Origin of the sequence: Calderihabitans maritimus (assembly GCF_002207765.1) — a bacterium.
Taxonomy (GTDB): domain Bacteria; phylum Bacillota; class KKC1; order Calderihabitantales; family Calderihabitantaceae; genus Calderihabitans; species Calderihabitans maritimus.
The window spans coordinates 19,906-39,890 of the sequence record NZ_BDGJ01000010.1 but is presented as its reverse complement, the minus strand read 5'-3'; the positions used below and the strand labels follow the sequence as shown (position 1 = coordinate 39,890).

Annotated in this window: 17 protein-coding genes; 7 read left to right on the top strand and 10 right to left on the bottom strand. The window is 48.2% G+C overall.

Annotated features, from left to right (window positions below):
* Nucleotides 1-116: 116 nt before the first annotated feature.
* Both KKC1_RS01790 and KKC1_RS01775 read right to left on the bottom strand, forming a co-directional pair.
* A complete protein-coding gene (locus KKC1_RS01790; RefSeq protein WP_192868025.1) occupies nucleotides 117-3,905 on the bottom strand; it encodes a cytochrome c3 family protein in 3,789 nt (1,262 codons plus the stop codon).
* 621 nt (nucleotides 3,906-4,526) lie between these two features.
* Nucleotides 4,527-5,708, bottom strand: coding sequence for a YeeE/YedE family protein (locus KKC1_RS01775; protein WP_088552800.1), 1,182 nt, complete (start codon nucleotides 5,706-5,708; stop codon nucleotides 4,527-4,529).
* 190 nt (nucleotides 5,709-5,898) lie between these two features.
* Here KKC1_RS01775 and KKC1_RS01770 point away from each other — a divergent pair, with 190 nt between their 5' ends.
* Nucleotides 5,899-6,804: a selenium metabolism-associated LysR family transcriptional regulator gene (locus KKC1_RS01770; protein WP_088552799.1), complete on the top strand. Its 906-nt coding sequence runs from the start codon at nucleotides 5,899-5,901 to the stop codon at nucleotides 6,802-6,804.
* A gap of 3 nt (nucleotides 6,805-6,807) precedes the next feature.
* On the opposite strand, the gene KKC1_RS01765 is transcribed toward KKC1_RS01770, so the two are convergent.
* The 5 genes from KKC1_RS01765 to dcuS form a co-directional block, all read right to left on the bottom strand.
* Nucleotides 6,808-7,035, bottom strand: coding sequence for a sulfurtransferase TusA family protein (locus KKC1_RS01765; protein ID WP_088552798.1), 228 nt, complete (start codon nucleotides 7,033-7,035; stop codon nucleotides 6,808-6,810).
* A 90-nt stretch (nucleotides 7,036-7,125) separates the two neighbouring features.
* A complete protein-coding gene (gene queG / locus KKC1_RS01760) occupies nucleotides 7,126-8,235 on the bottom strand; it encodes a tRNA epoxyqueuosine(34) reductase QueG (RefSeq protein WP_088552797.1) in 1,110 nt (369 codons plus the stop codon).
* Between the two features lie 13 nt (nucleotides 8,236-8,248).
* Nucleotides 8,249-9,277 carry a TRAP transporter substrate-binding protein gene (locus KKC1_RS01755; protein ID WP_088552796.1) on the bottom strand — a complete coding sequence of 343 codons (1,029 nt, stop codon included), beginning with the start codon at nucleotides 9,275-9,277 and terminating at the stop codon, nucleotides 8,249-8,251.
* Between the two features lie 46 nt (nucleotides 9,278-9,323).
* A complete protein-coding gene (locus tag KKC1_RS01750) occupies nucleotides 9,324-9,992 on the bottom strand; it encodes a response regulator (RefSeq protein ID WP_088552795.1) in 669 nt (222 codons plus the stop codon).
* A gap of 5 nt (nucleotides 9,993-9,997) precedes the next feature.
* Complete coding sequence (gene dcuS, locus KKC1_RS01745) at nucleotides 9,998-11,599, bottom strand: DcuS/MalK family sensor histidine kinase (RefSeq protein ID WP_088552846.1); 1,602 nt, start codon at nucleotides 11,597-11,599, stop codon at nucleotides 9,998-10,000.
* A gap of 273 nt (nucleotides 11,600-11,872) precedes the next feature.
* On the opposite strand from dcuS, the gene KKC1_RS01740 reads away from it, so the two are divergent.
* Nucleotides 11,873-13,618 (top strand): SLC13 family permease, encoded by a 1,746-nt coding sequence (locus KKC1_RS01740; protein ID WP_088552794.1) that lies wholly within the window; start codon nucleotides 11,873-11,875, stop codon nucleotides 13,616-13,618.
* Nucleotides 13,619-13,677: 59 nt separating this feature from the next.
* Here the strand turns inward: KKC1_RS01740 and KKC1_RS01735 are convergent, their stop codons facing one another.
* The 3 genes from KKC1_RS01735 to KKC1_RS15940 form a co-directional block, all read right to left on the bottom strand.
* Nucleotides 13,678-14,328 (bottom strand): GNAT family N-acetyltransferase, encoded by a 651-nt coding sequence (locus tag KKC1_RS01735; protein ID WP_088552793.1) that lies wholly within the window; start codon nucleotides 14,326-14,328, stop codon nucleotides 13,678-13,680.
* 180 nt (nucleotides 14,329-14,508) lie between these two features.
* Nucleotides 14,509-14,721: a hypothetical protein gene (locus KKC1_RS01730; RefSeq protein ID WP_088552792.1), complete on the bottom strand. Its 213-nt coding sequence runs from the start codon at nucleotides 14,719-14,721 to the stop codon at nucleotides 14,509-14,511.
* A 15-nt stretch (nucleotides 14,722-14,736) separates the two neighbouring features.
* Nucleotides 14,737-14,898 (bottom strand): hypothetical protein, encoded by a 162-nt coding sequence (locus KKC1_RS15940; protein WP_153802836.1) that lies wholly within the window; start codon nucleotides 14,896-14,898, stop codon nucleotides 14,737-14,739.
* An 83-nt stretch (nucleotides 14,899-14,981) separates the two neighbouring features.
* Here KKC1_RS15940 and KKC1_RS01725 point away from each other — a divergent pair, with 83 nt between their 5' ends.
* The 5 genes from KKC1_RS01725 to KKC1_RS01705 all read left to right on the top strand — a co-directional run bounded on the left by KKC1_RS01725 (nucleotide 14,982) and on the right by KKC1_RS01705 (nucleotide 19,980).
* Nucleotides 14,982-16,139, top strand: coding sequence for a class I SAM-dependent methyltransferase (locus KKC1_RS01725; RefSeq protein WP_192868024.1), 1,158 nt, complete (start codon nucleotides 14,982-14,984; stop codon nucleotides 16,137-16,139).
* A 139-nt stretch (nucleotides 16,140-16,278) separates the two neighbouring features.
* Nucleotides 16,279-16,743: a hypothetical protein gene (locus KKC1_RS01720; protein ID WP_088552790.1), complete on the top strand. Its 465-nt coding sequence runs from the start codon at nucleotides 16,279-16,281 to the stop codon at nucleotides 16,741-16,743.
* A 13-nt stretch (nucleotides 16,744-16,756) separates the two neighbouring features.
* Nucleotides 16,757-17,962, top strand: coding sequence for a hydrogenase small subunit (locus tag KKC1_RS01715; protein ID WP_088552789.1), 1,206 nt, complete (start codon nucleotides 16,757-16,759; stop codon nucleotides 17,960-17,962).
* A 15-nt stretch (nucleotides 17,963-17,977) separates the two neighbouring features.
* On the top strand, nucleotides 17,978-19,384 hold the full coding sequence (locus KKC1_RS01710; protein WP_088552788.1) for a nickel-dependent hydrogenase large subunit: 1,407 nt from the start codon (nucleotides 17,978-17,980) through the stop codon (nucleotides 19,382-19,384).
* 11 nt (nucleotides 19,385-19,395) lie between these two features.
* Nucleotides 19,396-19,980, top strand: a complete 585-nt coding sequence (locus tag KKC1_RS01705) for a cytochrome b/b6 domain-containing protein (protein WP_088552787.1) — start codon at nucleotides 19,396-19,398, stop codon at nucleotides 19,978-19,980.
* Nucleotides 19,981-19,985: the final 5 nt, after the last annotated feature.

The following is a 19,985-nucleotide window of genomic DNA, read 5'->3' as shown; positions in this document are numbered from 1 at the left end:
ACTCCCCCGGATTCCTGCTACCGTTAAACTGTAGCGAAAAGGAAAAAAGTGGACTGCAGGGTCGCCCCTGCAGTCCGCGGGTGAGAAAGGTAAGGTGCTGTTGCCGTTGATCCAGATTAGTTGGTATCAACAGTCTTCAGTTCAGCAGCGCGATCGGCACTGAACAGGTCGTCCAGCGGAATAACCGGGTTGCTGCTGTGGCAGTCGGTGCAGGTTAGGGCTTCAGTCTTGGTAATACCGTGGCTGACGCCGAGCCACATGTTCATCCGGGTACGTCCTGCGTCGAGATAACCATCAGCGTTCCAGGTACCTACTCCGACTTTACTGGCACCTGCGCCGTACAGGGCATCCCACTTGGCCGCCATTTCAACGGCAAGCAGGTCTCTGTCGGCACTATTGGACAGGTCGTAGGAAGCCTGGCTGTAGTAAGTGGTATCGCCATTCAGGTCCGTAGCTCTATCTATAATACCGGAAGTGGGCAACGTCTTCTTCAGTCCGGCCTCAATGGCATCCTTGGGTTGACCAGTCTTGATCAGCTTACCACCAACCATGGGCAGGGCCGGGAACTTGTCCGGATTCAGCTTGTCGCTTGTGTTGTACTCTTCCAGATACGGTGCTATAGCAGTAACCTGCTTGAAGGGATAGATCTTGCCGTCGAATTCGCTACCTATAGGCTGGCTATTATTGTAGGCGGTACCGTTCCACCACTTGTAGACCAGAGGCTGTTTTTCACCCTGAGCCATATCGTCGTTAACTGCTTCGATGTAGCGATGTTCGATTGGGTTGCCGTCGCCGTTGGCATCCCCATACATGGTCTGTACCCAGAAGTACAGGCCGGAAGCGCCGGGCAGGTAGGCTTTTTCAACAACGCTGGCCTGGTAGGTACCGTCCATGAAGGCCGGCATGGGCATAGCGTTGGAGAAGTCCCTACCGCTCATACCGCCGCCGCCCACGATATGACAGGTCTGGCAGGCTACCTTGTTGTGGTTGCTGGCCAGCTTGTCACGCTGGGACTCGGTCAGGCCGGCAGCGTTGTTGTGTACCGTACCCATATTGTGGCACTGTTCGCAGTCAACCGCCACGTCGGGCAGGTCGTTGGCCCACAGGTCGGTCATCATGGTACCCCGGGCGATCAGGTGGTCGCGAACCTTATGGCAGTCGGCACACTCAACACCGGCTTCTTCGTGTACGTCAGCCCTGGTCAGGTCCGGATCGCTCAGGAAGGGCGAGAACTTACTGCGATCGTCGTCAGCCGTCCAAGGAGTAGAGTCGGGTCCCAACCAGGCTGCTTTTTGGGCTTCCAAAGATTCCCAAGAAGTACCGCGCTTGCCGTAGAAGGGCTCCTCGTGGCAGCGCAGACAATACTGGCCGCCGGGCTTACCGATCGTTGCCGTCACGCTGGCAACCTGGTTCTCGGCACCCATGACCCATCTCATGTCACTACCGGTAGCAAAGTCGGTTCCCTCGACGTAACGCTTCTTCGCGTTGTAATCCTTGGCGTGGCAGATGAGACAGTCAAGGGTGGTGTCGGCTACGTCTACACCGTTAACCTCCGTTACGCCTCCAACGTGGCACTTGGAGCAACCGCCTTTACGCCATACATCGCTGTCGCCACCCCAAACAGTGCTGTTGAACGGTATGGCGCCTGCCCAGTTGATGGCCACATTGCCACCGCAGAGCGGGCAGAAGCGGTTGAACATACCAAAATATCCAGTAAGCGGTTCATCTGTTGCCAGGTTAAAGATGGTGTTGGGCCGGATTTCAGTCTTCATGGTGTAGTGTACGGAGTTCTTCAGGTCGGCTTCTGCATCCTTGTGGCAGTCCTTACACAGCGAGGAGTCGGTATATTCGAAGTTGTGCAGTCCCAGAGGTCCGTTGTCTATGCCATGATTCGGGTAGTCCTCCTGGAAGGCGTGGGTGCGTACCTTACTCGGTCCGGCAATGGCCGGCATGTAGCCGTCCAGGTCCACAACCTGATCGTGACACTCGGAACAGAGAGTGGAAGCAGCGCGTTTCAACTGTACGCCCTCGAAATTCAAACCGTGACTGCTGTGACAGGTACTACAGCTCAGAATACCGGTGGTGTAGTGGTCACTAGTGGCAAATTCGTTGTACTGAGCCAAGTCTTCGTTAGCAACATTATCGGCATCCAGCATGGCCGTAGCACTTTCGTGACACTGCTGGCAGACTTTGGTGGCGTTCTCCGCCGAAGCGTAAGCCGGGTTATAGATGTTCAATGCCGAAGGCACCTTCACGTGGTTGCCGCCAGGTCCGTGGCAGGCCTCACAGGAGATATTGGTGTCGACATATTCTGCTTTCTTGGCCGCAGTAAAGAGCAGGTCGTTGCTGGCAAAGTTGGTGCTGCTGATGGCAACGTTGCTGTGGGCAGTGTCGCCGAAGCCGCTTACATGATCTTGGTGACACTTAGCACACTCGGCTCCGCCAACGTAGTCGGCATCCTTCTGGTTGAAGAGTACGTCGGCAGTGCGGTCCACCTGCTGGTACTCTCCTTCCATACCCGCAAGTGCCAGGTAGCCCTCGTTGCCCTCGCCCTTCTGGTGGCAGGTCTCGCAGGTACCCATATTGGGTTTCCGCTTGAGGGCCGAAGAACCGGAAAGCTCAACTGCCATTTCCGCCGTGTAACCTTCGTCATCCAGAGTCCTTACCCAGTATTCCTGGGAAGTACCGTGAGCCAAGTGACAGGTCAGGCAGGTAACCCGGTTGTTTTCTTCGAAGGCCATATTGGGTTCAGTGCCATGCCATTCCATACCCACCTGGTGACGGTATGCTTCCGAATAAGTACCGTTCAGCACTTTACCGGAACCATTGGGTGCTCCTTCAGTAGGATCTACTACCACGTTTTCAGTATTGTAGTCGGTATGACAGGCGCCGCAGAAGCTGTTCAGGCCGGAAATATGTTGTACGCTCTCGTTGGCCTGCAGGTAGTTATTAATATCCATCTTGACCTGCAGGGCGGGAGTACCGTAGACCTTGTCCGCAACATTATCACTAAGGTTTACGCCAGAAATTACGGTGTAGCCGTTGCTATTATCTACAGTAGCTCCATAAGTCTTACTACCATCGTTATATACAGTTACTCCATACGGATATCCCTTGATCAGGAGAGCAGGCTTACCGTTGAAGTATACCTTGTAGCTTGTACCGTCCTTGACGATACCGGTAGTGGTTCCGTCAACATCACTTAATGTACCCACATAGGTAAATCCGCCGGCAGGCTTTCTCGCACTAGCCACGCCGTTGGGGTCTGGATGCAGAATCCGCGCGTTGCCGCCCTGGCCGTGAGGCGAGTGACAGCTTTGACAGCCGAACTCGGCGGCCCACTGAGTGATCACTTTACCGTAGTCGGTGGTTACCTTGTTACCGACTACACTGCCGCCAGGCGCAGCGGAAATCTGCACCGCACCGGTCACGTTGTGATTGGAAAGGTAAGCTTCGTCACCCGAACCGAACATACCGCCGAAGGCGTTGGCACCGGTAGAACCGATACGGCCGTCCTGAACGTTATAAGTAGTGCTTACCGTACCGTCGTGACAGGCCATACAGGTTTCATATACCGTGTACCACTGCAGCAAGGAGGCACCTACAGCGGTGTGGGTTGCGTGACAGGAAGCACAGGCGTCAGTATCTTTAGTATAGTTACTGTGGATACGGTAGTTCGCCGGATTCTCTTCATTAGGCAGGTAAATCTCGTAGGGATAACCTGCTGCTCCGTCCGGCAGGAACTCCTTGGGAGTGGCCTTGTAATATCTCTCGTATACTGCACCGGCCACTTTATTGCCCTGATCGTCTACGGCACTGTACTTGGCCTGCTCGGCCCAAGCGGCGGTAGCGAAGAGGGCAATGAACGCCAGGCTCAAAATAAGAACCAGACTGAGCCTCTTCAAGCTACGTCCTCCTTTCTTAACTGTTTTGTTGTTTCCGGCCAACCTATTCTCTCTACCCTCCTTTCCCGGTTAAGATTTGCCGGACTTTATGGCCAAGCGGTTAACCGCCTGGTTTCGAGATTGTTCGACACTTCACAAATCTTTTCCAAAATAAATGGAGCGCTTTTGGGACCTCCGGAATAACCCCTTCTATATGCCGACCTATTTACCCCGGGTGCCTGCCCCACCCGGGATAAAAGGTCGTTGAACTCGGTTGCCAGAGCTGCCACAGCCCGCACGGCCACCTACCGAGTTCGCAAGGTAAGACCAATGTTACAACCTTCCCGGCTGTCCCGGGATTACTTTTATAACTTTTTGTTCGTCATCTATGGGCTTTTCCTCCGTGCGTATAAAAGGACTTCTGTCCCCTAAAAAAAAAATCCTGCCGTTCGCTCCGGCAGGGAATCTATCGCTGATTTCACTATAAAATTCCTGAAACCCAGATCTGGCAGTCATTTTCAGTTTTGCAACATCCCAAAATCCGATAGACAACTCCTATAGCCATAAGCACTAGCTATTGTACTTCCATAAGCATTAACCGGGAATTACCAAAGGACCGGACTTAATTTAACCTTCTTCCTCTTAAACGAGATAACGCAAAAGCAGCCTGGTCCCGACATAAGCACCGGGAAACAAAAAGGTCATGAATAACCACCCGTGAAGGGACATGGACGATACGCCACTCAGAACGGCTCCTACGGTGCAACCCATGGCAATACGGGCTCCATACCCCATAAGTACACCGCCGGCGATTGCAAGCAAAGCTTGCCTGGGAATCTTGACCCAGCGAAGGCGGAATTCACCCGTGCCAACTGCCGCCAAAAATGAGCCAAATACAGTTCCTACATCGAGAACGAATATAGGATTGTTCAACAGGCCTGCCTGTAAAAATTGGCGCGCAAAGGGGAGCTGGAAAAAGTAAATTTTGTTTACTCCTAAACCCAGCAGCTGCCCTATATGACCTCCTATAAATGTAAAAACTTTGGCCACACACCAGGGGTAACCATGAACATACAGAAGCAGAATGTTTAATAAGGCCAGGGTAACTGCTCCCAGCCAGACAGGCCAGGGTTTCCGGCCTAGAGATTTAAAAGTAAAAGACTCCGAAGCAGCGGCAACCATACTGCTTGCTTCCCGCTGCCGTTCTTTTCGTATTTCATAAAGGCTTAGCAAACCAAAGACACCCAGTAAGAGGACCAGTTGTCCCCCTACGGCCCAGGACCAGCCCCAGAGATGGGGCAAGAAAATCCGTGGCAGCTTTTGCACCGCGAAATGAGTCCACCATCCGAAATGATAGGCTCCCACCAGGCTCCCCGCCACCACACCAGCCAGCACCCCTACATAGAGGACATGCCCCTCCCCTAAGCGAACCAGGCTACCGGCAACACAGGCGCCGGCCAGAACCATACCCATACCGAAAAGCAGTGCTCCCGCTACGGTAAACCAGCCGACGGGCTTAAAATAAGAGGGCAGCCGGGAGTCAAAGCCAATAGTTTGAAATTGAATAATCGCGAACCCGGCAGTGGTAATAATCAGGATAAGTATTAGACCCTTCAGGAGAGAAGTGGATCTAAACAGGAACAGGTCCCGGTAAGGTGCCGCCAGGCAGAAACGAGACCGCTGCATAATTATGCCAAAGCCCGCTCCGAACAGCCACAATAATCCAAGGGAACGGTCAGTTAACAACCATATACAAGTGATCAGTATAAAAATACCGGAGGCTACCGGTTTGCTAAGTTTACCAAAATAACTGTTCAAAAACATTATTATTCCACCTTCTTCAGGCAGGAAAAACTTCTATTCAAGCGAAAGATTATAATATTATACACTTAAATAAATACTGCCTTTCTTTGCTATATCCTGCAATTATTTTTGTATAATTTTTCGCACCATCTTTTGAGAAAAAAATCACAAAGTTTGGTTAAAAAAAATTGACTGCGAAAGGAGATGCCTTATGCTTTTAACCCAACTGATGGCGTTCTGCAAAGTGGTGCAAGAGGGAAGTATTTCCAAAGCGGCCCGGGAACTGCATTTAACCCAGCCAGCCCTCAGCGCTCAGATCCAGGCCCTGGAGGAACATTTCGGACTGCCCCTCTTAGAACGCACCAACCGGGGAGTAATCCCTACGGAAGCCGGCGAAGCCGTGTTATATTATGCAAAGAGGATCTCCATCCTCAACCAAAATCTTCACCAGGAAATCGAACGACTAAAAAACATGGACAACGAAGAACTGGCCATAGGAGCCGGCAGTACTGTAGGCGGCTATGCGCTGCCCTGCAGCATATATATCTTCAAAGAGAAATATCCTCGTGCCCAGATAAAGGTGACGGTAGCCAACTCAGAAGAAATAATGCAAAAACTTTTAGATAAAACAATTGATTTAGGAATTGTAGAAGGTCCCACGGAAAAAGAAGAAAATTTTATCAGCAGCGTCCTGGCCTACGATGAACTTCTGCTGGTCACTCCCAACAATGATGATTGGAAAGATAAAAACACGGTAACCCTTGAAGAATTGAAAGAATTTCCCTTTATCGCCCGGGAGGAAGGTTCAGGTACCAGGCGTACTATTGAAAAGGCACTACAAAAGAAGGGGTTAAGCTTTGATGATCTGAACATAGTTATGGAACTCAACAGTTTCGATGCTATTAAAGCTTCGGTCGAAGCAGGTAGAGGAGTTACCGTGCTTCCTCGACTGGCCATAAAAAAGGAGATTTATACCGGAGTTTTAAAAGCACTTAAAGTTGAAGGTATTTCTTTCCGGCACCGGTTTACAGCCGTGTATCTGCCTGGTCGGCAACAAACTCTCCTGCAAAAGAAATTTCTTGACTTCCTCAAGTCCAAAGAAAGAGGATTTTGTTAAGAACTACACTCCTTTGGTAATAATAACGTGCCATATTCCAAAGGCTACTTCCTTAACCTCAATGGTACAGCGGTAATTTCTCATCCTTTCCACAATAAACCGGGGAGCGCAGCTATGATCAGTTTCTATTATCAAGGTATCCTTTTCCCGCATTTGTTTAAACTTGGCTTCCGCCTTGATTATAGGCAACGGACACATCTCACCTAGAACGCTTAGTTTAACAGTAGCCATTCCTGCTTCATCCTTGCTCTACTAAAATTTCATGCCGTTCTCCGCTATGATTCGTCATTCTTATCAGATTGTCCTTCCTAGAATTAAAAATCATACTAACGCCCTTTCAATCTCCTTCAAAACTCTCGAATCTGTTTCCATTTTTTTAGCTCTTACCAGAGCCTCTCCAGCCGAACTTCCTCCTATTCTGCCCAGGGCCCAGGCAGCATGCCCTCTTACCGTGGGACTGGGATGTTCCAACAAAGCCTTTTTTAAACCAGGCACTGCATCTTCATCGCCCAGATTACCTAAAGCCACCGCCGCGTTTCTGGCCAAAACATTTTTCCCCCTCCATGCCAGCACGGAAAAACCGAACATCTGATAGAATTCCTGCCGGTTAAGACTGAGGACCTTAACCAGCTCTGCCGTAAACCGCTCTGGCCTGGCAATTGACGCTTGACTCACAGGCTCCGGGGAATGATTATAAGGGCATACCAACTGGCAGGTATCGCATCCGTAAAGGCGAGTACCTAATAAAGAACGGAACTCCTCAGGTATGAAGCCTGACTTCTGACTGATATAAGATAAACAGCGGGAAGAGTCAAGGGTATAGGGAGCCCGCAGGGCACCCGCGGGACAGGCTTCGAGGCACCGCGAACAGTTGCCGCACCCGCGGTGGTCAAGAGGGTAATCCCGATCCAATTCTACATCCACCAAAATCTCTCCCAGAAAAACCCACGACCCCTCATCAGGAGTTATAAGGGAACAATTTTTCCCGTACCAGCCGAGACCGGAACGCCTGGCTACCGCCCGTTCCACCAAAGGGGTGGCATCTACACAAATGAGGGATTGTACTTTCCGGCCTACCCGGATTTCCAAGAAATCAACCAACTGTTCTAACTGCCGACGCAGTGCCCGGTGGTAGTCCTCGCCCCAAGCATGATATGAAATACCCGGTTTTAATTCCTGGGGAACCCGACTTCCCACGGCTTTCCCACCGTAGGATACACTCACCGCAATTATGGAACGAACCTCCGGCAGCAGTCGTCGCGGTTCGATACGCAACTGAAGGTCCCGTTCCTCAAAAGGAGTACCATAACCGGCTTCCTTTCTTTTTTGAAGTAACGGCAGCAATTCCTCGAAAGGCTCGGGCCCGCAAATCCTGACCCGGTTTATCCCCAAACCCTCGGCATAGTTCTTGATCTCCTGGCTAAGACTCATCCTGCTTCATCCCCTAGAGTTTTCGGGCCATTTCGATCAGGTCCTTACCTATAAATTCTTCCATTTGCCGGTAAACCGGCTGGAGCGCTTCCTTCCATGCTTTTTTCTGCTCCTCAGTTAAATAATGCACCTGAATTTTACCCGATTTTTTAATCAGTTCCAGGTCCTTTTCATTTTCCTGGGCTGCTATTTCTCTCTCCCACTGGGTAACTTCACGCAAAGTATCTTCCAAGACTTTCCTGATATCTTCCGGAAGGCTCTCCCAAAACTGGCGGTTAGTCAGTACCACGTATCCCAAATATCCGTGATTACTGATCGTTAAATGAGACTGAACTTCGTAAAATTTCTTTGTTAACATGTTAGAAGGAGGGTTTTCCGCTCCATCTACCATGCCACTCTCCAGTGCTGAATAAACTTCATTAAATGGCATGGCTACCGTCTTGGCTCCTAGTTGAGCAAATTGGGCCTCCAAAACCTTGCTGGGCATAATGCGGAAGGTTAGACTCGCAAAGTCCTGCGGCCAAAGCAAGGGTCTGTTGGCACTAACCTGTTTAAATCCGTTGTCCCACATAGCTAAAGCCATCATGTTACGCTTCAGAAGCAAATCCGACAATCGCCTGCCAATTTCTCCATCCATGGCCCGGTGAACTTCCTCGTAACTTTCAAAAAGGAAAGGAAGGTCAAACAGTGCCCATTCAGGGAACCATTCCGTCAGCTTGGCCGTAGCTGGTGCAATTAGCTGAACATTCCCTTCCAGAAGAGCCTTAAACTCCTCCCCATCTTTGTACAGGCGAGAATTGGGATAAACCTGCACTTCTACTCTGCCATTGGTACGCTCATTTACCAATAGGGCAAAGCGTTTGGCAGCCCGGCCTTTGGGAGTAGATTCCGCAACCACATGGGAAAAGCGTATAACAATTCTTTCTTCTTTGCTTACCTGTTCCATGTCCCGGGCCCGCGAAGAACATCCGCCCAGGCTTAACACTACAAGTACACATACCAGCCAGAAAATACCTATCCTAATTTTTTTCTCGGATTCCATGTTAATCACCTGGTCCTTCCTCAGCTAAATCTTATCTTTAAAGTTATCATTTAATGTAGTAGCGGTTAACCGGTCTGCCTACCGAACCATATTGCATCTCCAGCTCTACTTTGCCTATTTTCTCTAAATATTCCAGGTATCTGCGGGCCGTTACGCGCGACAGACCAATACCTTCCGCCACTTCCTCAGCAGAAAGGCTCTCCTTCCTTTTGAGCAGGTAGAGCAAAACTTGCTTCATAGTTACCTCCGAAAGCCCCTTGGGCAAAGTTTCCCTAGAAGTAGCAGGGGTGATTGTTCTTATCCGGTCGATCTCTTCCTGATCAAGGGATTCCTTTTGATTCATTTTTTGGTAGAGTTCTTTATAAGATTCCAAAGCTGTTTTTATTCTTTCAAACTTAAACGGTTTGATAATATAGTCTACCGCACCATAACGAAAGACTTTCTGAATAGTTTCCACATCCCGCGCCGCCGTAACCAAGATGACATCGGTAGGAATGTTCCGCTTCCTTAATTCCAGGAGCGTTTCTACTCCGTCCATGTCCGGCAGGTAGATATCCAAAATAACCAGTTCCGGCCGCAGTTCCTCAATCACCTGAAGGGCTTCGGTTCCCGTTTTAGCCGTACCAACTATTTCAAATCCGCCGATCTGTTCAATGTACTCCCAATTAACCTGCATTACCATAGGATCGTCCTCGACAATAACCAAACGAATCATAACTTTCACCCCTTCGATTTCTGGTCGACGGGTAATACTACCGTAATTCGAGTTCCTTTTCCCTCCTCCGTTTCCACGGAGATCTTTCCGCCAACATTATCTACATATCTCTTAACCAAGGCCAGTCCTACCCCACGGTTCTTACCCTTTTTGGTAGAAAAACCGGGCTCGAAAATTCTGCCCACCAGTTCTCTCGGGATTCCTCTTCCCGTATCTTCCACTACAATTTTTAGACTTTTTTCCTTCTCTTCCAACCGGCAGAAGACCTTTCTTCGCTCAAATTCCAACCCCTCTACTGCCTCCATACTGTTTTCCAGCAAATTCCCCAGAATGATCACCAGAGCACTACTGTCAATTCCTCGCGGCAAGTAAGTTAAACGGCTGCTTTTGTCAATCACCAGATCTATCTTTAACTCTTTGGCCCTACTATATTTACCCAGCAAAAGCCCTGCCACACTGTAGTCCTTAATTCGGCGGCTGAGGAATTGAGTCAATTCCTGCTGTTCTTCGGTCTCGGCAAAAATGTAATCGAGAGCCTTATCATATTTCTTCAGTTGGATCAAACCGGCAATAGTGTGCAGTTTATTCATATATTCATGGTTCTGCACCCGCAGGGCCTCTATAAACTTCTTCACTCCGGTCAGCTCTTCCGCCAGCTTGCTTACCTCTGTCTTATCCTTAAAAGTAGCTACTGCTCCAACAATTTCTCCTTTAACTTTGATGGGTATCCGGTTAACCAAAATAACCGTATTATTTATCAATCTTTCCTGATTGTACTGAGCCTCTCCCGTTCTGGCGGTTGCCGGCAGATTGCTGTCGGGAATAACCTCCCAGATAGATTTGCCGACAACTTCTCCTTCCACTCCGATTATTCTCCTGGCTTCATCGTTAATAATAGTTATCCTATCTTCTTTGTCAATAGCAATGATTCCTTCCCCGATCGACTGGAAGACAGCAATCCTTTCTTCCAAAAGTCTAGCTATCTCTTCCGGTTCCATGTTGAACATACTCTTTTTAATGTTATTGACCAGCACCATCGAACCTAAAATTCCTACGGCCAGCCCAGCCAACAGAGAGAGGTACAAACGCATTCTGATACCGTGCAAAATTTTTGAAACGGTAGGAGTAAGTACGCCCACCACTACCACCCCTACTTGTTTCGTACCCTCGTTGGTTTTGATGGGCACAAAAGCCCGCACTGAAGGTCCCAGCACCCCTTCTGCCCGGGAAATATACTCATGATCAGCAAAAGCCGGGCCTTCATCCCCACCAGAAAATTTTGTTCCAATCATTTTTTGCAAAGGATGAGAATAACGAATTTTGTTCATGTCCAGAACCACAATGTATTCGACATTAGTAGCCAGACGGATTTTCTCCGCAATAGGTTGAATAACCTCTTCCCCTCCCGGCTTACCCACATAACGCTGGATTTCTTCCATTTGCGCCACCGTCCGGGCAATAGCCAGGGCTCTGGAACCCAGTTCCTTTTCCAATACCGAGGTAAAGTTCTCTACCAGAACAATTCCACCTATAATTATGGAAATTACCACCAATCCGAAGGAGAGCAATGTTATTTTAGTCTGCATTTTCAGACCCTTCACCTGTATGACTCCTTTCACCGGCCTCGACCAAAGGTTTCGACATTTAGGGCCAGGTTCCTTTCCCCGGCAAAAGTCCAATTTATGGCATAAATTCCCTCCCATGAACGGAATGAACAATAATATCAATATGTTCAAATTATTGTTCCCTTACCTCGAACATTCTAAAATGTAACCGATCCTGAATTTTCTGAAATACTTGAATTATTAAACTAAGGGAGGTGGTTACAGAGTAGGGAGCAATTTCTTTTATGACAAATTCGTATTGAAGGAGGGAAATTGATGAGTAGCGTGAGTAATGCTATAAGAAGCTTCTGGCAATATATGTGGACACTTCATGTTCAAACCAAACGCCTGCTCAAATTAGACTTTACTGCCGCTATTGAACAAAATAATAAACTGAGCGAAAAGGAAAAGAAGCTCGCCAAAGAAGTATTGGGTAAAGCCGGAGGGGATGAGGGTCCTAACGGTTACGGTACACGTCAAAAAATCGGCCTTATTCTCGGTCCTGTGCTTTTTGTCCTTTTATTGATTCTTCCCTTGCCCGATGCTATTAACCCCGAAACTAAGGAAGTTTTTCCGTTGACACCCGAAGCCAGGGGAGCCCTAGCCAGTGCAGCCTGGATTGCGACATGGTGGATCACGGAAGCGATACCGATTCCGGCTACCTCGTTATTGCCTATTGTTCTGTTCCCGTTAACCAAAGCCATGTCTTATAAAGAGGTAACACCTCCCTATGCCCATTACAATATTTATCTATTTATGGGTGGTTTCTTCATCGCCGTGGCCATGGAGCGCTGGAACCTGCACCGGCGTATTGCTCTAAATATTATTCGACTGATCGGTACCGGACCTAATCGGATTGTACTAGGTTTCATGGTAGCAACTGCCTTCCTGTCCATGTGGATTTCCAACACCGCAACGACGATGATGATGACACCTATCGGTCTGGCCGTTATCCTACAGGTAGCTTCTCTTATCAAAGGTGAGCATGCCTCTAAAGCCACGGCGGAAGCGGCTGCTACCAGAGATGTGGATCTTTCACCGGGCAAGTTCAATTTCGGAACAGCCCTTATGCTGGGTATCGCTTATGCCGCGTCCATCGGCGGTGTAGCCACCATCATTGGGACTCCGCCTAATAATATACTGGTTGCGGCAGTGGAAAAGATGTTCGGGCAGGAAATCAGCTTTGCCCGCTGGATGATGTACGGTGTACCTATTGCCGTTATAAGCTTAATATTGACCTGGATCTACCTAGTTAAAGTCGCTTTCCCCATCAAACTTAGAGAGTTACCCGGTGGGATGAAAGTTATCTCGGAAGAAATCAAGAAATTAGGTCCGATGAGTAAACAGGAAACCCAGGTCTTGATTGTATTCACCCTGGTAGCTCTGGCCTGGATTACTCGCAAGTGGTTATTGACACCTATTTTCCCGAAGTTGGGTGATCCTACTATAGCCATTCTCGGGGCTTTAGTTCTCTTCTTAATTCCTGTAGATTTAAAACGTGGCAAATTCTTGCTGGATTGGGAGACAGCCGTTAAGATTCCCTGGGGCATCCTCCTACTATTTGGTGGCGGTATAGCTTTGGCCGATGGCTTCAAGAAAACTGGGTTGGCCAATTACATCGCCTACCAACTGGCAGGACTGGAAGGCGCATCCATGCTGGTAATCGCGGCAGCGGTAGTCACCCTCACCATTTTCCTGACCGAAGTTACCTCCAATACCGCCACTGCCAGTATGATGATGCCCATTATGGCAGCTATGGCAGTCGCTATGGGAATACATCCCTACGCCTTAATGATTACCGCAGCCATAGCAGCATCTTTCGCTTTCATGTTACCGGTAGCGACACCACCCAACGCCATCGTCTTCGGTACGGGATACGTTACCATTCCGCAAATGGCCAAAGCCGGTTTTTGGTTAAACATAATGGGAATAATTTTAATCACCGGCCTGACCCTGTTCTATCTGCCAGTGGTGTGGGGTATTGATTTCAGCACCCTTCCCAGTTGGGCCATCTTGAAGTGAAAGAAGAGCAGGCCAGACAGCGGCCTGCTCTTCTTCTAAGTTTACATCTTGTAATTTAGCTAAATTAAGCTACACTTTCTATATCTTAATAAAGTAAATTCCATTAAATCTTCTCGCCTCACGCGCGAACCTACGCGAACCATCAACATATTGGCCGGGTGAGAAATTATCTCCGGATCATCAGTGCCTTCCGGTTTCATGCCCACTCGACCAAATAGCTTTTGCAATAGATCGCGGTACTGCCATACCGACAGACCACTACCCCTTAAATCCCAGTGCCAGTAATATTCCGTAGCAATAACGATATAGTCTTCCAATTCCGGATTAGCAAATGCTACCTCCAGCAGTCCCTTGCTTATACCCTGGTTACGCCAGCGGGGACTGACTTCGATAGCCCCTAACTCCAGTATGCAATCCAGGTTACCCTGTCCCCAGCGCTCAAACTGCTCCGGCGGGTGAAAAGTTACGTAACCTATAATTTTATTACCCCGGCGGGCAATTACAACCCTTCCTTTTTCCAGTCCGGCGATCTCCACTAAAGCTTCCTTCTGTCTCTCCGCAGGCCGGAAATTATTTAGATCAGCTTCCATTTCGTACTTCATAATTTCTTCTGGACCCGTATAAGTGACAACTACAGCTTTTCTGCCTACCTTGTTAATAACTTTGGGAGCGACCGGAGGAATTTTTAGAGCTGAACTGACCGGAGCCATACCCGCTCCCCTCCTACGTTCATTTTCCTCTACTTTTATTATAAGGAGACAAAACAGTTTGTGCAATCTTTCACAAAAATGTTTTAATGTTAAAATGTTTGTGAAAATTATGCTAATTGGACATCCTTCTTTCTTTTGCATATAATTTGAGTATAAATTATACCGTAGTTTATCTCCCAATTATTCGGGCCGCGGTTTTCCCTTTTCTCCCTTTTCATGTTTTTTCCGTTCCTCCGGAGTATTAGGAACCCAATTTTTGGGCGCTTCCGGCGGTTCGGAATGAGCATCAAGATTGATCATAGTCCCGGAACCAGTCAGTTCCGGTACCAAAGCCAGGTCTTTATAATGTTTACGGGGTTCTTCTTTTTTGTTAGTTTTTCTGGCATCAACCACTGATTATCCTCCTTTTCAGTACCCTTCGTCCGATGCATCTACCGGTGAGCAGGTTTCTGCCGTACACTGAAAACCACAGATAGGGCATCTGGCCGGGGAATTACCGTAAATGGGGAAGGTATTTCCGCACCGCGCACACTTGAAACTGTCCTCGGCATTATCGATGAACTCGGTCATTTCATTTACCTCCTGCAAACTTTTTTGTTTAGTATAACTCGTACCAATAAAAATATGTAAAAACCTGAGAGAAGGTGATGTCTTTGTCGGTTACACCTCTCGGTCAAATTATTTCGGAGCGGATAAGGAAAAAAGGTAAAATTTCATTTGCCCAGTTCATGGAAATGGCTCTTTACTATCCGGAGCTTGGCTATTACAACTCCGCCAAATTGACCATCGGCCGCCAAGGAGATTTTTACACCAGTCCCCATGTTCATTCTATTTTCGGCCAAATGCTGGCCGAACAGTTACTAGAAATGGCCCACCTTTTGCCGGCAGACCCTTTCGTAGTAGTTGAATTTGGTGCCGGAAAAGGTTTTTTAGCTTACGATATTTTGAAGTATTTATCCGAAAATGCCCCGGAACTTGCCAGCTACATGAAATATTTTATTATAGAAACCAGCCAGCATCTGGCTGCAGAGCAAAGAAAACTGTTGAATCAGTTATCTCTCCTTCCAAACTCAGTTCAATGGGTAGAAAATTTGGATCAGATACACGGAGGTCAAGGTTTTTGCGGTTGTATTTTTTCCAACGAACTGGTGGACGCTTTTCCCGTTCACCGGGTAAGACAGGTAGGAGGACGCCTGAAAGAAATTTATGTTACTGTCGATGAGCAAGGCAGATTCTTGGAAATTCTTGGCCCTCCTTTTACTCCTAAGCTGGAGCAATATCTCCAGGAACTAGAGATAAAACTGGAAGAAGGCCAAATAGCAGAGATAAACCTGGTGATGTTGGATTGGCTGGAACAAATAGCAGGAAAACTCCTCCAGGGATTTCTAATTACGATCGACTATGGTTTCCCCGCTCGAGAGCTCTACGGACCTCAAAGAACTACCGGAACTTTAATGTGCTATCACCGTCATCAAGCCCACCAGAATCCCTATACCTTGATTGGAGAACAGGATATTACTGCTCATGTAGATTTTTCCGCCCTGGTGAAATATGGGGAAAAGGTTGGGCTGGAGTTTACCGGCTTTACCACCCAGTCCCGCTTTCTTATCAATCTGGGGATCCTGGAAAAACTTGAAGAAATCCGCCAAACTTTGGACAATTTTCAGGAAGCCTATAAAATGGGTCTGGCCGTGAAAAAATTAATAATGCCCGAGGGTTTAGGAAATGTTTTTAAAGTGCTAATTCAACATAAGGGGATATCAAAACCTAAGCTGAAAGGACTTAAAAGAGGAACATTTTCTCCCTTTTAATTCCAGCAGGGTTTAAACCCTGTTTTTTTATGTCAATACATAAGTACTAAACCATTAATAAACAATAATTAATGGAGTCAAATGACAGGAGGGAACGGCCATTAAGACTTATATTTCCAAAATCCTTTTTTGGGGAGGAATGGCTTTAACACTAGCCGGAATAATCTACGGATCACTATATGCCATTTTGGTTCTTTCTGATATCAGGGATACCCGCCTGCAAAATATGAAAATGGTGGTGGAGATGGCTACCCGGGAAGAACTCCGGCAGGCGGAAAAATGGTTGGTAAAAGCAGAAAGGACCCAGGAAACGATGGATCAGCACCGGAGTGTCCACAGTCATCTTACGCTCTTAGGATTGCTGGGTATGATCTTGTCCTTATTTACCGACAATATAACGTTTAACTTTAATTTCATGAAGGCAGTAGCCTATCTTTACGTATTGGGTAGTTTTATCATGCCTTTGGGAATTTTCCTGGAAACCACCGGGTACCAGGTTATCGGATTTTATACGGCAGTATTGGGCAGCATCTGGGTTCTGCTCACGACTGCTGTTATAGCCGCCGGCACTGCCCTGAGCTCTTTAAACAAGCCAAAAACTTAACCAAGGTGATGTTATGCTTACCCGGAGAAAATTCCTTAAGCTGTGCATGCAAAGCGGTTTGGCTTTTAGCTTAGCCCAATTTTTACTCAACGACCTGGCAGAGGCCTTATCCGCAGGTAAAATACAAAAATTGCCTGTAGTTTGGATAGAGGCAGGCACCTGTACCGGCAATTCTATTTCCCTGGATAACTCTATAGACCCCGGGCTCAAAAAAATTTTGCTGGACATTGTTGATCTCCGGTACCACTGGCTCTTCCTCACCGCGCAGGGAAAACAGGCAGTTGATGCTCTGGAAGAAGCGGTTCAAAAATATCGCGGTGAATTTATTCTCATAGTGGAGGGTGCCGTAGTTACCCGTGACCACGGTAAGTACAATTATGTGCTTCCGGGAAAAGAGAATGACTTTCGCACGGGAATGGAGGTCATTCGCTGGGTAGGTCAGGAGGCTAAGTACGTAATGCCCGTTGGGACCTGCGCCACTCACGGCGGACCGGCTGCAGCTTACCCCAATCCTTCCGGTTCGATAGGCGTGGGAGAATTCTTGCAACGCCCGGTAATCAACGTTCCGGGATGTCCTGCCCACCCCGACTGGATAGTTGGGACACTGGTACACCTCCTTTACTACGGCCTGCCGGAACTAGATGCCGTAGGACGCCCCGTGATGTTTTACGGTAAGACTATTCACGACCTATGTACGCGGCGCCAGTATTTTGAAAACGGTATTTTCGCCGAACAACCAGGCCAGGCGGGCTGTATGTACCGGCTCGGCTGCAAGGGCCCGGTAACGTACGCCGACTGTCCCAAACGCCAGTGGAACAACCATGTCAACTGGCCGGTAGGAGCCAACAGTCCCTGTATTGGCTGTGCCAGTCCCGATTTTCCCGACGGCATGAGCCCTTTTTTCCAACATCTGCCTGACATCCGTCTCCCCGGGGTGGTAACTTCCCCTTCGCGCATCGCCAAAGCCCTCGGGGGATTAACCGCCGTCGGAATTACTACCCACCTCACCGCTTCGATCATAAGCGGGCGGATCGGTAAAAATATGACTGACGGCACCAAGGAAAAAACTAGTCTCCCGGCCCGGATGCCCGAAGACCAAATAATGGAAAAGCTCAATCGGATTTTGGACAGTCAAGAAGCGTTCCGCAAGGAATTGCAACCACAAAAAACTCCTCAGGCCCTGCAAGACGATGAAAACCAGGCTTCAGACAAGAAATAGAAAGGAGCAGTTACCATGGCCAGGAAGAGGCTCTTTCCGGTGACCCGCGTCCACGAACCTCTCTCTGTAGAAATCGAAATTTCCGGGGGAAAAGTAGTAGATGCCTACTGCGCCGGTGTCTTATATCGCGGCTTCGAACAAATGATGCGGGGACGGGACCCCAGGGATGCATTTTTTTTTACGCAGCGTATATGCGGCATATGCTCTTCCGCTCATGCGATAGCCGCAGCCTATGCCCTGCAGGATGCTTTCAATTTGCAAACTCCTCCTAATGGAACCCTACTACAAAATCTCATTCACGGAGCCGATGTTTTACAAAACCACCTTCGCCACTTCTACGTATTAATTTTACCCGACTATGTAAAAGGACCGGATGTCCCTCCGTTTGTACCTCGAACCGGCAACGACTTTCGCCTACCGTCAAAAGTCAACGACCAGCTGATGCAGCATTACTGGCAAGGGGTAGAACTCAGCGCCAAAGCCCACCAAATGCTCGCCATTTTTGGAGGCAAAGCCCCTCACCAGCAGGCAATATATCCTACTGGAGTAAGCGTACCTCCCACTTCGGATCGCGTAAGCCGCTTTAAAGCGCTTTTAGATGACTTGGTGGAATTTATCCAGGAAAAGATGATTTTCGATGTGGAGACTATTGCCCATTATTACCCGGAATACTTTCAAATAGGCAGAGGATACGGGAATTTCCTGAGTTACGGGTATTTCCCCAAACCTAACAGTCAAGAAAGACATTTCCCAGCGGGAATTATACTGGACGGACAACCGTCGGTTAAAAAACTCGACCCTTCGTACATAACCGAAGCTATTACTTATTCCTGGTATGAGGCAGACAAAGAGGTAGAACATCCCGGTAAGGGAAAAACTTATCCTTCCATGGATAAACCCGGTGCCTATTCCTGGGTCAAGGCACCCCGCTACCAGGGAATAGCTATGGAAACGGGTCCCCTCGCCCGCGGCTGGATTTCCGGCGACTACCGCCAAGGTATCTCCGTCATGGACCGCATCAAAGCCCGGGTACTGGAGGCGGCCAAGGTCGGAAATTTGATGCAGGAATGGCTCATGCAGTTGACACCTGCGGAGCTGAGCCTCCTTCCTTACGAAGTTAAGGAGAGCGGTGTAGGAGCAGGGTTTACAGATGCTATGCGAGGAGCTTTGGCCCACTGGATAGAGATAAAAGGGGGAAGGATTAGCCGTTATCAAATAGTGACACCAACCGCCTGGAATTTTTCCCCTCGAGATGACCAGGGAAGACGAGGTCCGGTAGAGGAAGCCCTAGTAGGAACTCCTGTAGAGAATCCCGACCATCTCATCGAGGTAGGCCGAGTTATCCGTTCTTTCGACCCCTGCTTTACCTGTGCAGTCCACCTTATCCAGGCTAAGGGTTCCATGATGCAATATAGAATTTAGGGGGAACATATATGATCCAATTAACCAAGCTCCGCCAGCCTTTACCCAACAGAATTTTTCACTGGGTACAATTTTTTGCCGTGATTATTTTAACCTTCACCGGTTTTTACCTGGCCGCTCCCTATGAAAACTTAGTGGTGCCAATGAGAACCGTGCGCAAACTTCACTTTCTTTTTGGTTTCATCTTTATTTTCAATTTTATTCTATATGTTTACTACTATGTGGCCACCAAAACTTACAAGGATGTCTTATTCTTACCCAGTGATGTAAAAAACCTGCCCAGCCTGTTCAAGTATATATTTTTCCTGACCAGCACTCATCCACCCTACGGCAAGTACAACCCGGGGCAAAAACTGCTTTTTACCCTGTGGTTTCTTACCAACCTGGCAACCATTATCAGCGGTTTGATTTTGTATGCTCCAGACTTTTTTGTACAAATTCATCCAATCTTTCGCATGCTCAACACCTATCGCGTAATTATTTACTTGGGCTCCGTCGTTTTCGCTGTAACTGTACCGCTCCACCTTTACCTGGTACTTACCGAAGATATGGCCAAACTTCAAGCGATCTTCACCGGAAAAATCAAAGTTAAATAAATAAT